14 protein-coding genes are annotated in these 13191 nt (G+C 55.2%); 9 read left to right on the forward strand and 5 right to left on the reverse strand.

What is annotated here, in order from left to right:
- Window position 1: 1 nt before the first annotated feature.
- The 4 genes from pstA to ACK4S7_RS02955 all read right to left on the reverse strand — a co-directional run bounded on the left by pstA (window position 2) and on the right by ACK4S7_RS02955 (window position 5173).
- Complete coding sequence (gene pstA, locus ACK4S7_RS02940; RefSeq protein WP_409644368.1) at window positions 2–1267, reverse strand: phosphate ABC transporter permease PstA; 1266 nt, start codon at window positions 1265–1267, stop codon at window positions 2–4.
- Complete coding sequence (gene pstC, locus ACK4S7_RS02945; RefSeq protein WP_409644371.1) at window positions 1260–2648, reverse strand: phosphate ABC transporter permease subunit PstC; 1389 nt, start codon at window positions 2646–2648, stop codon at window positions 1260–1262. The genes pstA and pstC overlap by 8 nt, the downstream gene beginning before the upstream one ends.
- Before the next feature lie 124 nt (window positions 2649–2772).
- The gene (locus ACK4S7_RS02950; RefSeq protein ID WP_409644373.1) at window positions 2773–3825 is read right to left on the reverse strand and encodes a substrate-binding domain-containing protein; all 1053 of its coding nucleotides are present in this window, start codon (window positions 3823–3825) and stop codon (window positions 2773–2775) included.
- Window positions 3826–3931: 106 nt separating this feature from the next.
- Window positions 3932–5173: a sensor histidine kinase gene (locus tag ACK4S7_RS02955; RefSeq protein ID WP_409644375.1), complete on the reverse strand. Its 1242-nt coding sequence runs from the start codon at window positions 5171–5173 to the stop codon at window positions 3932–3934.
- A 140-nt stretch (window positions 5174–5313) separates the two neighbouring features.
- Between ACK4S7_RS02955 and ACK4S7_RS02960 the strand changes: the two genes are divergently transcribed.
- Genes ACK4S7_RS02960 through ACK4S7_RS02975 form a run of 4 tightly spaced genes read left to right on the forward strand, consistent with a single transcriptional unit; the run spans window position 5314 to window position 7907 of the window.
- A complete protein-coding gene (locus tag ACK4S7_RS02960) occupies window positions 5314–5718 on the forward strand; it encodes a hypothetical protein (RefSeq protein WP_409644377.1) in 405 nt (134 codons plus the stop codon).
- 35 nt (window positions 5719–5753) lie between these two features.
- Window positions 5754–6053 carry an HPr-rel-A system PqqD family peptide chaperone gene (locus tag ACK4S7_RS02965; protein ID WP_409644379.1) on the forward strand — a complete coding sequence of 100 codons (300 nt, stop codon included), beginning with the start codon at window positions 5754–5756 and terminating at the stop codon, window positions 6051–6053.
- Entirely contained in the window at window positions 6046–6900 is an 855-nt protein-coding gene (locus ACK4S7_RS02970; RefSeq protein ID WP_409644381.1) for an HprK-related kinase A, read from the forward strand. The genes ACK4S7_RS02965 and ACK4S7_RS02970 overlap by 8 nt, the downstream gene beginning before the upstream one ends.
- Window positions 6897–7907, forward strand: coding sequence for a nucleotidyltransferase family protein (locus ACK4S7_RS02975; protein WP_409644383.1), 1011 nt, complete (start codon window positions 6897–6899; stop codon window positions 7905–7907). Before ACK4S7_RS02970 ends, ACK4S7_RS02975 begins: the two co-directional genes overlap by 4 nt.
- A gap of 5 nt (window positions 7908–7912) precedes the next feature.
- Here the strand turns inward: ACK4S7_RS02975 and ACK4S7_RS02980 are convergent, their stop codons facing one another.
- Window positions 7913–8590, reverse strand: coding sequence for an HAD hydrolase-like protein (locus ACK4S7_RS02980; protein ID WP_409644385.1), 678 nt, complete (start codon window positions 8588–8590; stop codon window positions 7913–7915).
- Between the two features lie 61 nt (window positions 8591–8651).
- On the opposite strand from ACK4S7_RS02980, the gene glmU reads away from it, so the two are divergent.
- The 5 genes from glmU to ACK4S7_RS03005 form a co-directional block, all read left to right on the forward strand.
- A complete protein-coding gene (glmU, locus tag ACK4S7_RS02985) occupies window positions 8652–9995 on the forward strand; it encodes a bifunctional UDP-N-acetylglucosamine diphosphorylase/glucosamine-1-phosphate N-acetyltransferase GlmU (RefSeq protein ID WP_409644387.1) in 1344 nt (447 codons plus the stop codon).
- Between the two features lie 253 nt (window positions 9996–10248).
- Window positions 10249–10557 (forward strand): ribbon-helix-helix domain-containing protein, encoded by a 309-nt coding sequence (locus ACK4S7_RS02990; RefSeq protein WP_409644389.1) that lies wholly within the window; start codon window positions 10249–10251, stop codon window positions 10555–10557.
- Entirely contained in the window at window positions 10554–10934 is a 381-nt protein-coding gene (locus ACK4S7_RS02995) for a type II toxin-antitoxin system VapC family toxin (protein ID WP_409644391.1), read from the forward strand. Before ACK4S7_RS02990 ends, ACK4S7_RS02995 begins: the two co-directional genes overlap by 4 nt.
- A gap of 5 nt (window positions 10935–10939) precedes the next feature.
- Window positions 10940–12763 (forward strand): glutamine--fructose-6-phosphate transaminase (isomerizing), encoded by a 1824-nt coding sequence (glmS, locus tag ACK4S7_RS03000; RefSeq protein WP_409644393.1) that lies wholly within the window; start codon window positions 10940–10942, stop codon window positions 12761–12763.
- A gap of 214 nt (window positions 12764–12977) precedes the next feature.
- On the forward strand, window positions 12978–13191 hold a 214-nt coding region (locus tag ACK4S7_RS03005; RefSeq protein ID WP_409644395.1), incomplete at its 3' end, for a division plane positioning ATPase MipZ.

The following is a 13191-nucleotide window of genomic DNA, read 5'->3' on the forward strand; positions in this document are numbered from 1 at the left end:
GTCACCAACGCGTCTCGAAACGGTTGCGAAGATAGATGGCCAGTGCGTTCATCCCCAACAAGAATATCAGCAATACGATGATGGCTGCACTTGTTTTTTCAACAAAGCCTTGGTTCACCTCGTCAGACCAGAGATAAATTTGGACCGGCAAGGCTGTGGCTGCGTCAGTGAAGCCGTCGGGAGCAGACGGGATGAACGCGCGCATGCCGATCATTAGCAGCGGTGCTGTTTCACCCAAGGCGCGGGCCATGCCGATGATGGTCCCAGTCAAAATGCCGGGCAACGCCAATGGGAGGACATGGTGGAACACCACTTGCACGGGGGATGCGCCAATCCCCAGCGCTGCCTCGCGGATCGACGGCGGTACGGACTTGACCGCATTACGTCCCGCGATAACAATGACGGGCATTGTCATAAGTGCGAGTGTCAGCCCCCCGACCAGAGCTGAAGATCGCGGCATACCGAACAGGGTCAGGAAAACCGCTAGACCAAGCAGTCCAAAGATGATGGAGGGAACTGCGGCCAGATTGTTGATCGACACTTCAATCATATCGGTCAACTTGTTCCTGGTTGCATATTCTTCAAGATACAATGCCGCGAGGACGCCAACAGGAAATGCCAGCATCAAGGTAATTGCCATCGTCATGAGCGATCCCTTGAACGCTGCCCAGATGCCAACTGCCGATGGGTCCGTCGCATCAGCGCCGGTCAGAAACGTCCAATTAAACCCGGTGCGCAGCGCGTCCTTTTCCGCCAATAGGGCAACAGTCTTTTCCGCGACAGGCTCCCCACTGCGTTTGAATGCGACGTCCAATCGTGAATCCACAGGCAACCACAATATCTGCTTTGATGTAACAAGGTCGGGATTGTCGACCAGCATTTGTCGCACATTTCCTGCGGCACCGGATGTCAAAAGACCTTCGCCAATGTCCCCATATTGTTGTCCAACGGCCAGATCCACGATGCCAGGGATGTCCATAGAATTCAGCGCCGCGTCAGCGTTAGGCCCGCTGATGGACGCTGCCGATGTTCCGGCAGTCAAAGCGGGGAAATCGAAATTCACTGCAATTTCGGTACGCTGAAAACCACGCAAGCCTTGGCCCAACATCGTGAACAGCAAAAAGGCCAGAAATAGCGTCGACAATGCAACGGCAAGGAATCCCATTGCCTTGAACCGCCGTTCCGCTGCGTAGCGGCGCGCAATGCGTCTTTGCATAATCTGCCCGTCCCAGTCGGTGGGCGTCGGGTCTATGTTGGCATCACTCATAAGCTTCTCGATATTTTTTCACGACCCGCAATGCGACATAATTGAGGAAAAATGTCGTTACGAACAGCGCCAGCCCAAGCGCGAACGCGGCAAGGGTGTGCGGACTTCCGAAATCCTGGTCACCCGTCAGAAGAGCCACAATCTGAACCGTCACAGTTGTAATAGTGGCGAACGGGTTCGCGGTCAGGTTGGCGGTGTAACCCGCCGCCATAACAACGATCATGGTTTCGCCGATCGCGCGGCTGACGGCGAGTAATATCCCGCCAACTACGCCCGGCAATGCGGCGGGCAACAATACCTGCTTGATGGTCTCGCTCTTGGTAGCGCCCATGGCAAGGCTACCGTCGCGCATGGCATTGGGCACGGCAGCAATGCTGTCGTCGGACATCGACGATACCAAGGGAATAATCATCACGCCCATCACGATGCCCGCTGCCAAAGCATTGTCCGACGCGGCGTTGCTAACCCCAAGCATGACGGCGAAATCCCGGACTGCCGGAGCAACGGTCAACGCCGCAAAATAGCCGTAAACAACGGTCGGGACGCCGGCGAGGATTTCGAGGATCGGTTTCATCCATTTGCGGACAGTTGAAGATGCGTATTGCGTGAGGAAAATTGCGCTCATCAACCCCAGTGGGATAGCCACAATCATTGCGATAATGGCGCCAATGAAAATCGTCCCCCAGAACAACGGAATGGCACCGTAACCATTTTCAGCACCGGGCGTTACCGTGGATTTCGGGTTCCAGTCCGTTCCAAATAGAAACTCGAATGGCGAAACCATCGAAAAGAACCGCCAGGATTCAAAAATCAGCGAGGCAAAAATACCAAGCGTCGTAAGGATCGCGATTAATGATGCGACCAGTAGGCCGAACATCACCACTCGCTCTACTTTACTGCGCGCGCGGAAATCTGGCTTTATCCGGGTAAATGCAAAAGCGCCGCCCGCAAACAGCAGCAAGAGCGTCGCGGCGACGCCAATCCATTTATAATAAGACAGCGCACTTTTGTATAAAGGAACGAGCTTATCGCTTCCTTCTTGAAACGCTGTGGTTTGAAAGCCTTGCGCAATAGCCCGCGCCTCAGAAAGGATCGCAGCGCGGGCGAAGCTTTCTTGCGGCAAATCAGCGGCGGCAGGAGCGCCGAGGACCATGTCAGTGACCAAAGCCGGTGAAATCGACTGCCAGATGAACATAAAGGCAAGGGCAGGCGCGATGGCGCAGATCGCCACGAACCAGCCATGATAATATGGCAGGCTATTCACCGTGCCGCGCGGACCGCCTTTGGCGCTACGGACAAAGGCAGCGGCGCGCGCCCGCCCGGCAATCCAGCCAATGAGGCCCAGACCAAGGACAAGGAAGAGCAAAGCTGTTCCAGTCATATCTACCAATGCCCCCCTGGACCAAATAATCCAATATTCATCACATGTAGCGCCCAGAAAGTAGTGGGGCTTGGATCAAATAGAGATTCGATCCAAGCCCATAGACGCTTTCATTGTTGCACTTTTATTTCAAGTCCGCACCCGTCATGACGGTCAGGCCATTTGCCGCGTCACTTGCGGTTTTATAGTCGGTATCGGTCGACGAAATCATACCCAATTTCGTAAGATATCCACCAGCTACACCGCCCTTCAGAAACTCCAGCACAAAATCTTTAATGCCGGGAATTTTATCGATGTGCGCTTTTTTAACATAGATGAACATCTTGCGTGCACCGGGGTAGCTGCCGTCCGAGATGGTCGCGATGGTCGGGCTTACGCCATCCATCGTAATCCCGTGCACCTTGGAAGCGTTCTCTTCCATGTAGCTATAGCCAAAAATTCCGACCATGTTGGGGTTGGAGTCGAGCTTTTGAACGATCAGATTGTCGTTTTCGCCCTGTTCCTTGAAAGCACCATCGGTCCGGACTTCAGTGCAGATCGCCTTGTATTTGTCTTCGTCGGTGTCCTTCAATGCCTTGGTGGCGGCATCCGACTTACAGCCAGCTTCCATGATTAACTCATGAAATGAGTCCCGTGTGCCTGATGTCGTAGGTGGACCATAAACAGAAATGGGGAGCTTGGGCAGCGAAGGATTAACATCGGACCACAATTTCGCGGTTTGCGGTTTGCCAAATGGGTTAGCGGCAAGCGCCTTGTAAACATCAGCCGTCGACAGGGCAAACTTTGTGCCCTTATTTGACTGCGCAAGCGCCAGGCCATCAATGCCAACCTGAACTTCGACAATGTCCTTCACGCCATTTTTTTGGCAGTTATCAAATTCGCTCTTTTTCATGCGACGCGATGCATTGGCGATATCGGGCGTATCAGCGCCGACACCTTTGCAGAATTGCTCAATTCCGCCGCCGGTTCCGGTCGATTCCAGCACAGGCGATTTGCGCGATGCATCGGCCTTGGCGAATGCTTCAGATGCGGCTTTGGCAAATGGGAATACGGTCGATGAACCGACAATACGAATTTCCTGACGCGAACCACCGGCGGCTCCGCCAGTACTGGCTTGGTCATTACATGCTGAAAGCGCGAGTGCGCTCACGGCTATGAGCGAAATTTTCTTGATCATATCTACTGTCCCCATGTGGATCCGGCGCAGTTCAACCTGCACGTAGGGCGCCAGTAGACGCAGCACATGGCTGATAAATGACTCTTGTGTTACAATATTGTGACGGTCAGCTCTGCGCAATTGGCAGAAGGATCGAGACCGTGGTTCCTTTGCCTACGGTGCTGCGTATTTCCAGATGCCCCCGGTGCCGGTCAACAATATGTTTGACGAGGCTTAAACCAAGGCCTGTTCCACCGACTAGCCGGCTTCGACCCGAATCCACGCGGTAGAAACGCTCGGTCAGGCGTGGCAGATGCTCTGGCGCGATGCCATCGCCGACATCAGCAACAGTGAAGTTAATCATGACGCCGGATCTTGAGGGCGTGAGTGAAACCGTGACGGGTGTCCCGGCGCGACCATATTTCAAGGAATTGTTCAATATGTTGCTTGCCAATTGGCGCAGTTGGCCGGCATCACCCATGACGGGAGGCAAGTTTGCCGCGATATTGACCACAATATCCGCGCCGCGGTCCTTCTGGCTATTACGCAGTTGGTCAACCGTTTCGATAATGATGTCGGCAAAATCAACCGGCGTTTGCGGTGGATCATATTTTTCCGCCTCAATCCTGCTGAGCGACATCAAGTCACGGACAAGTGCCTGCATCCGGTCGGTTTCAGTGGCCATAATCGCCAGAAACCGGCTGCGCGTTGCGGGGTCATCACCAGCGGCCGGGTCGTCCAGCGTTTCGATAAAACCCTTGATTGCCGCCAAGGGGGTAAGCAGTTCGTGGCTCGCATTGGCCACAAAATCTACACGCATTTTTTCCGCCGCCTGAGTACCGCTGCGGTCAGCCAGATGCACGATCTTCTGGGATGGACCCATCGTCTGGATCCGCATGTCCCACAACTGATTCTTCTGCCCAATACCGGTCAGACGGATAGGGTGCCCGGTATGTTGCGCATCAGGGTCGGTAAGCCGTTCAATAGCGCCAGCATGACGGAACGCCATCCGAACGTTTTGCCCAACAATATTTGTACCCAACAATCGAAGCGCAACCTGATTGGCCGCAGTAACCCGCGCATTTTCAACCATCAATATGGCATCGGCCGATGCATCAATAAACGCCTGAAGCTGCGGGTGCGAACTGATTGCAGAAACATCCGCTCCATTGTGCGGATATGGCATCACCGCGTCGGTTGGAGGATCATCATGGTCATGTGGGTCAGCGGCAACGAACAAGGCAATCAGCATCGACACGAAAACAACCAGAATGCGTTCCGCAGATCCCGTCATTTGGCCAGCAAACAAGGCGCCGACAAACGCCAGTGCAAAGGCAACAAGGATGCGCGGAGATAACCAACTGTTCACTTCGTAACCTGCTATATTTCGGCCAACGTTGCGAAAACCCCTGTTAGGCATTTCCGGTGAGATTGTCCCACATATAGACGCAGCATTTGTGCGCAAGCAACGCCGATGGAAAAATGCATTTTGCGTGTTAATGCGGGCATATGGATAACCGCGACAGCATCTCCGAGACGGGCGAAAGCAATTTGGCAACGCGCAGGCGGGTGCTGATGTTAGGTGCTGTCACCGCCTCGACGATTGTTTCGGTGCGGCCGGCCCTTGCGCAATCCGCGGCATCGGTGCTGAACTGCGATATTCCGGTTCCTGGCCCCCATGGAAGTGGCATGCATATCGACGCATATGGCAAGCTTGTCCCGCGCAATACGCCGGGATCATTCCCGAAAAGCGGGCAGCGTTTTACTGGGGAAGAAGTGAAGGCTGCGTTACGAGGCCGCAGCTTGCCGGGAACAAGCTATAACCAGAGCCAAGCCTATGTAAACTACATCCGCCGTTTGCAGAGCGGGCAAAGTGGCTTCACCTGCTTTGCTTCATTGCAAATGGCTAGATAAACCTCAAATTAACAATCAGTTGCTAATGGGTGCGCATGTCCGTGCTGCCTGCCTATGCTTATGTGCTAGCTGAAAACGCACCGCTCATCATCGAACCGCTAGATGCAATGACGCTGATCTATCAACGACGGTCGGGCATGACACATATAGTTGCTGAACCCATCCCGCAGATACTGATGGCGATGGGATCGCAGCCGCAAACAGCACAGGATACAGCACGCCGTTTGGCCATGGAATTCGACTTTGGTGAAAATACAGAGGTCGTAGTCGAGATTGTGACCTCTCGTCTGGAAGAAATGGCTGAACTCGGTTTCTTGGAACGCGTCCGTGCATGAATTGCGTGTGCAGGTCGGGCCAGCGGCTTTCCGCATCCGATCCACATGGACGCGCCCTTTACGGCTGCTGACGGAATTGTATCGGGATTACCCCACACCGGCCATAACCGACTATTCGGTGCGCCTCGAACCCGTAAGTCTTTTGCGGCGTTTTGTGCGGCCGTCAGTTGCCATTAATGGGGATTATACGCTGCCGCAGGCAGCACCATTGCCGCTGGCGCATGCATTGCTTGCTGCGGAAATGGGGATGAACCTGCAAATGGCACTTGGCTGGCGACGGCATTTGCTGCTGCACGCCAGTGCCGTCGAAAAAGACGGAAGGGCACTTATCATGACCGGCGAGTCAGGTTCGGGCAAATCGACCTTGTCCGCCATTTTGGGACATGCCGGCTGGCGTTTCATGGGAGATGAATTTGTTTTGCTGGATCTGGTTACGGGGGAAGCCGTACCCTTTCCCAGACTTATCAGCCTCAAGAACGAAGCCATCGACGCCATGCATCGCCAAGCGGCTGGGGACAGGTTTGGTCCGCTGATGACAGGCACGCCCAAAGGCGACATCCGCCATCTCATTCCACCATTGGAGGCTGTGCGCGCCATGGCTGTTCCGGCGCGTCCGGCTGTGCTGCTGTTTCCCAGCTTTGGTTTTAACGCGGCTGTGCGTTCCGTCGCGCCAAGCGAGGTTTTTGCGCGGCTGACTCAGGCATCGACAAATTATGTAGCGTTGGGTGAGGCTGCCTTTCGCACCCTGACCCGGTTTGTAAAAGAGGTACCGGCCTGCGCAATCGACTATCGTAATAGCGAGGAGGCGCAGGCGCTTGTCGGCAGCTTGTGGAATGAACTGGCATGAGATTGGACGCCGTGGTCTTGGCCGATGCGCTTAGGGAACCAGCTACCACCTTGCAGCTTGATGCAGAAGGGTGGATCGCGTTGATCACGATAGCGCGCTCAGAACAATTGCTGGGAACGCTGGCCCGGCGTCTGGCAGGTCTTGATGTTCCCGCGGCGGTGCAGGTTATCTTGGATGAGGCGCGGACCAATGCCGAATATCATCGTCGCTCTGCATTGTGGGAGGCCGACTGCGCGCGCCGTGCACTGAAGAATATAGTTGGCAAGGTCGTCCTGATGAAAGGCACCGCTTACGTGGCGGCGGGGCTGAAAGCGGGTGAGGGGCGTCACATCGGCGATCTTGATATCATGGTCGCGCATGACAAACTTGCGCCTACTGAAGCGGCCTTGCTGGCGGCAGGCTGGGAGTGGGTGAAGCCCGACCCGTATGACGATGCCTATTATCGCAACCACATGCATGAACTGCCGCCGATGATTCATAAAGAGCGCGACCGCATGGTTGATGTGCACCACACGATATTGCCGCTCACGGCGCGGCCAAGGCCAGATGCGCAAGGGCTTTTAAACGACTCCGTTATGCTCAATAACGGCCTTTATGTCTTTAGCCCGGCGGACATGGTGATCCACAGCGCAGCGCATTTGTTTGCGGACGGGGAATTGGACGGAGGCTTGCGTAATTTGTGGGATGTGCATTGCCTGTTAAGTGAATTCGCCGACGAGAGTTTCTGGCAAGAACTAAGGTCGCGTGCGGAACACCATGAACTATGGTCGGCTGTCCACCGTGCCGCGCGGCTCGCGCACCGCTTGTATGGCACGGAGATTCCAAAGGCTTGGCTCGCCGCGCGTTGGCGAGACATATTGTCCATTTCACGTATGACGGCGCGCGATGATTGGGGCCGTGGCACGCGGAAGGTTTTGCGCTTCATATTTTACGTGCGCGGGCATTGGTTGCGCATGCCGCGCGCTCTGTTGGTGCGACATTTGTGGGTTAAATGGCGACGGGTTTAGAAAAGCTAATTGGATCCCATACGTTTTAGGCAATCGAGCAACTCATCAAAATGGTCAATTATCGCATCGGCCCCCATATCCTCAACTGGCCCGTGCAGAAACCCGAAGCTAACCGCCACGCTGGGTACGCTGGCGTTCTTTGCCGCCATCACATCATAGATGGAATCGCCAATATACGCCGCACGCCCGCCACCGCATCGGTTGATCATTTCGAAGATCGGCGCGCCGGACGGCTTGGCATTTTCTTTGCCAAGGGTGTCGGCCCCCAAAATGCATCCCATGCGATGGGCCAGTTTCAAGTCAGTGAGTAACTTGACGGCGAGGCGCTCAAACTTGTTTGTCACAACGGCGTAACGCACGCCCATGGAATCGAGTTCATCCAGCAAGGCCAGCGCGCCGTCAAAGGGCCTGCTCTGCGCAGATACATTTGTTTCATAATAAGACAGCATTTGCCGGTAGAGCGGCTTGAAGTCACCATCAGGTATTCCGCCCGTCGCCTCAAGCCCCTGTTGCAGCATAAGCTTTGCGCCACCGCCAATATGCTGTTTTACAGCTTCGTTGGAAAGCGTTGGCCTGCCTACGCTTTCAAGCACATGGTTGACCGCAGCTGTCAAATCCCCGCTGGTGTCCACTAAGGTGCCGTCTAAATCGAAGCCGATTATGTCGAATGGAAATTGTGTCATATCGTCATCAATTGGCCGCTTGTTCTGGAAACCGCAACAATTTGCTGGCATGGGAACGGATATGACTGAATTAGCCGCCATCATTCTCGCCGCGGGCAAGGGCACGCGCATGAAATCCGACCTGCACAAGGTGCTGCACCCTATCGCTGGCCGACCAATGCTCATGCACCTCATGGCTTCGGTCGATGCACTGAATCCAAACAAAAAAGTGGTGGTTGTTGGCAGCGGAAAAGATCAGCTGGAGACTGCCCTCGCAGGATCAGCGGCGTTGGCAGTGCAAGAGCCGCAGCACGGCACAGGACATGCAGTGCAGCAGGCCGAATCTGCGCTGGCGGGCTTTGATGGTGATGTCCTCATCCTGTATGGCGACGTCCCGTTTGTGCCCACCGCAACGATGCGAATGATGGTTGATCGGCTTCACGCCGATGACGATCCCGCAGTCATTGTTCTTGGCTTTGAGCCTGATGACACGCAAAGTTACGGCCGCATTATCACGCAGAAAGATCGCATCGAATGGATGGTAGAACACAAGGACGCATCAGACCTTCAACGTGAGGTAAGGCTGTGTAATTCCGGCTTGATGGCAGTCAAATCACGCGACCTGTTTCCGCTGCTTGCTCGCGTTACCAATGACAATGCAGCAGGTGAATATTATCTGGTCGATATCGTTAATATCGCAACGCAGGACGGGCGGCATTGCTATGTGGTCAAGACAGACCCTTATGATGTGACCGGCATCAACAGCCGAAGCGAACTTGCGGCAATGGAGGCAGAATGGCAAAAACGCCGCCGGACGCAGGCCATGGACGACGGCGCAACATTGATCGCGCCGGAAACGGTCTGGTTTGCATGGGATACGCAGCTTGGCCGTGATGTCCTGATCGAACCGAATGTGTTTTTCGGCCCCGGCGTCAGCATTGCAGACAATGTGAAAATCCGCGCAAACAGCCATATTGAAGGCACGCAAATCGCCAGCGGCTGCGAAGTTGGCCCCTTTGCGCGGCTCCGTCCCGGCACGGTGCTGGAGGAAAAAGCGAAAATCGGCAATTTCGTCGAGACCAAAAAAGCGCATCTGGGCAAGGGCGCGAAGGCCAACCACTTGACCTATCTGGGCGACGCGACGATTGGCGCGGGCGCGAATATCGGCGCTGGCACGATTACCTGCAATTATGACGGCTATTTCAAATATCAGACGGTGATCGGGGAAGGTGCCTTCATCGGGTCTAATTCGGCGTTGATTGCGCCGGTGAAAATCGGCCGCGACGCGATCGTGGCCGCTGGCAGCGCCGTGTCCCGTGACGTAGCCGACGGTGAACTTCGCATGGTCCGCGCGGAGCAGCTTGTGAAGCCCGGCTGGGCGGATCGATTCCACGACGCGATGCGGAAGAAGACAGAGGGGAAGTAGGTAGCAATAGATTGGGGTGACAATGGAGCGATGCTTTAAGGGTGGGGTACACCACTTAACAGATGTCATTTATGCCGCGAATAAGGGGGCTGAGACGTTTGGGGCTTGGAAGAAGGAGAAGCTAACCGAGCGTAAGTTAGAGCAACCAAACGAATTTTGACAGCAGCCTACAAAGCGCGAGTTGGATGTATACCTACCGGCTTTGCGTGAATGAAATTCTTGACGTGATATCATGATATGATATCAATATATCATGACCCGAATCCTCGCCGATTTGCCTGATGAAGACATCAAGTGGCTTGACCAGCTCGCGGCTGAACAGGGCAAGTCGCGTGCCGCTGTTTTGCGGGAGGCTGTAGAGGCATATCGCGCGGACGGGCAAGCATCCGGCAATGCCGATTGGCTTGAAGCGGGCTTTGGTTTATGGGCAAAATATGGCTTTACTGAGGACGGCATGGAATATCAGGATCGTCTGCGTCAGGAATGGGTCCGGGAATGGGACCCTGAATATGATCCCGCCAAGCACGGCCCTTTGACGGATGAGAGAGACGTCGCCACGTGAGCGACATCTATTTTGATACCAATATCATTATCGATGCGTTGGCGAGAAGGCCTCAAGCGCTTGCCGAGCTTCGGCGCGCCAAGCGTCAATGGATAAGCCGTGTCACGTGGATTGAAGTTCTTGCAGGCGTTCCTGTGCCAGCCCGAGCAGAGACCGAAGCCTATTTGCAAAATTACGCGATTCGGGAGATATCAGCCGAAATCGCTCGCCGCGCTGCCGATATTCGCTTTAACAAACGCTCACTTAAGCTGCCCGATGCTGTTATTTTTGCGTCGGCGCAAGAACATGGAGCCATATTGGTGACGCGAAACGTTAAAGACTTCCCTGCGAACATGCCTGGCATTCGCATCCCTTACATCACGCCAGACAAGGTATAGAATACATGTGCGGAATTATTGGAATTGTGGGCAAATCGCCCGTGTCGGACCGGCTGGTCGATGGCCTTAAGCGGATGGAATATCGCGGCTATGACAGCGCTGGTGTCTGTACGGTGTTTGACGGGCAGCTTGTGCGCCGCCGGGCAGAGGGCAAGCTTGCTAATCTCGTCAACGTCCTCAAGACCGACGATGCTCCCGGCAATATCGGCATAGCGCACACCCGCTGGGCGACGCATGGCGCGCCGACGACCAGCAACGCGCACCCGCATGCAACAGGCGAAGTTGCCCTGGTCCACAATGGTATTATCGAGAACTTCAAACAGCTGCGTGATGAACTCACCGCGCGTGGGCGGACGTTCGAAAGCGAAACTGATACCGAGGTTGTGGCGCATTTGGTGTCGGAGCAAGTAGAGGCTGGCCATTCGCCCGCCGATGCGGTCAAGGCCGTACTCCCGCGGTTACGTGGTGCGTTTGCTCTAGCAATCGCGTTCCGCCAGTTTCCGGATTTCCTGATTGGAGCGCGGCTCGGATCGCCTTTGGTCGTCGGCTATGGCGATGGCGAAACCTATCTTGGGTCGGACGCTTTGGCACTTGCGCCGCTGACTCAGAAGATCGCCTATCTTGAGGAGGGCGACTGGGTGGTCGTTGCGCGCGATGGCGCCCAGATTTTCGACAAGGATAACAACCCGGTAGATCGCGAGATCACCACCTCAGGCGTTTCGGCGGCGCAGATCGAAAAGGGCAATTACCGTCATTATATGCAGAAAGAGATTTTCGAGCAGCCCACCGTCGTCGCACAAACGCTTTCCAGCTATATTCGTCCGGTTGAACAAACCGTCGCCCTGCCGCAGATGGATTTCGATTTGGCGGGCGTGAAGCGCCTTACCATCGTTGCTTGTGGTACGTCTTATTATGCTGGCATGGTTGCAAAATACTGGTTCGAGACATTTGCCCGTGTGCCAGTCGACATCGATGTTGCTTCAGAGTTTCGCTATCGCGACCCCGTGCTTGAAGAAGGCGGCCTTGCGCTGTTCATTTCCCAATCGGGCGAAACGGCTGATACGCTGGCGGCGCTACGCCATTGCAAGGAGAATGGCCAAACAATAGCGGTTGTTGTAAATGTGCCGACATCAAGCATGGCACGGGAGGCGGATCTGTTGCTGCCAACGCATGCTGGACCTGAAATCGGCGTTGCCTCAACCAAGGCGTTCACTTGCCAGCTTGCCGTGTTGGCTGCGCTCGCCGCGCATTTGGCACTGGTCAAAGGAAAGCTTAGTGCTGAGGAAGAACGCGAAATCGTGCGGCACCTCATCGAGGCTCCGGCGGCCCTTAATGCCGCACTGGCGCATGACGAGGACATTGCCGCAATGGCACACCTTATCGCACCAGCCCGTGACGTTCTTTATCTTGGTCGTGGCCCTGACTATCCTTTGGCCATGGAGGGCGCATTGAAGCTGAAAGAGATCAGCTACATTCACGCCGAAGGATATGCATCCGGCGAAATGAAGCATGGACCTATCGCGCTGATCGACGAAGCGGTACCCGTTATCGTTCTTGCGCCCAGCGGGCCATTGTTTGAAAAAACAGTCAGCAATATGCAGGAGGTGCGTGCTCGCGGCGGAAAGGTTATATTGATTTCTGACGCGGAAGGCATTGCCGAGGCGGGAGAGGGCTGTCTTGCCACCATCGAAATGCCAAGCGTTCATCCGCTGATCGCGCCGTTGGTTTATGCGGTACCGGTTCAGTTGCTTGCCTACCACGTGGCCTGTGCCAAGGGGACCGACGTCGACCAACCTCGCAATTTGGCCAAGTCCGTTACAGTAGAGTGATTTTGCCGGAAAAGCATTGAAAGCCGGCGGGCAATTCGCCATCAGTCATATTGCCCGGAGGTCAGATCAGTTGCGGTTTTTGTCGCGCTTTAGACGTTATTTTAGTCGGCAAAAGCTGTTGCCCCCGCCACGGCGTGATACTGCGGCGGCCGCTCCTTGGCCACCTGCGCCGGTCGTATCACGGGACGGAAATGCATTTGAGCCTGCGCTTAACATGCCGACTGAACCCGCGTGGATGAAATATCCGGTGTCAGCGCCAAAAGGGCATATCATTGTTTTTGCAAACGAAAAGGGTGGGGTTGGCAAATCGACGTCGGCTTTTCACACTTGCATTGCGCTTTGCAACGCGGGCGAGAGCGTTGCGGCCCTGGATGTCGACCTTAGACAACTGACATTGCATCGCGCGCTTTGGGCGCGCCTGGAAAGCG

The sequence above is a fragment of the Sphingorhabdus sp. genome, assembly GCF_046292425.1.
Taxonomy (GTDB): domain Bacteria; phylum Pseudomonadota; class Alphaproteobacteria; order Sphingomonadales; family Sphingomonadaceae; genus Sphingorhabdus_B.

Bases quoted from the DNA above. Each gene is read 5' to 3' on its own strand.
- ACK4S7_RS02980 (WP_409644385.1), bottom strand. From the start codon at position 8,590: ATGACACAATTTCCATTCGACATAATCGGCTTCGATTTAGACGGCACC.
- ACK4S7_RS02960 (WP_409644377.1), top strand. From the start codon at position 5,314: ATGGATAACCGCGACAGCATCTCCGAGACGGGCGAAAGCAATTTGGCA.
- glmU (WP_409644387.1), top strand. From the start codon at position 8,652: ATGACTGAATTAGCCGCCATCATTCTCGCCGCGGGCAAGGGCACGCGC.
- glmS (WP_409644393.1), top strand. From the start codon at position 10,940: ATGTGCGGAATTATTGGAATTGTGGGCAAATCGCCCGTGTCGGACCGG.
- pstC (WP_409644371.1), bottom strand. From the start codon at position 2,648: ATGACTGGAACAGCTTTGCTCTTCCTTGTCCTTGGTCTGGGCCTCATT.
- ACK4S7_RS02950 (WP_409644373.1), bottom strand. From the start codon at position 3,825: ATGATCAAGAAAATTTCGCTCATAGCCGTGAGCGCACTCGCGCTTTCA.
- ACK4S7_RS02990 (WP_409644389.1), top strand. From the start codon at position 10,249: ATGACCCGAATCCTCGCCGATTTGCCTGATGAAGACATCAAGTGGCTT.
- pstA (WP_409644368.1), bottom strand. From the start codon at position 1,267: ATGAGTGATGCCAACATAGACCCGACGCCCACCGACTGGGACGGGCAG.
- ACK4S7_RS02965 (WP_409644379.1), top strand. From the start codon at position 5,754: ATGTCCGTGCTGCCTGCCTATGCTTATGTGCTAGCTGAAAACGCACCG.
- ACK4S7_RS02975 (WP_409644383.1), top strand. From the start codon at position 6,897: ATGAGATTGGACGCCGTGGTCTTGGCCGATGCGCTTAGGGAACCAGCT.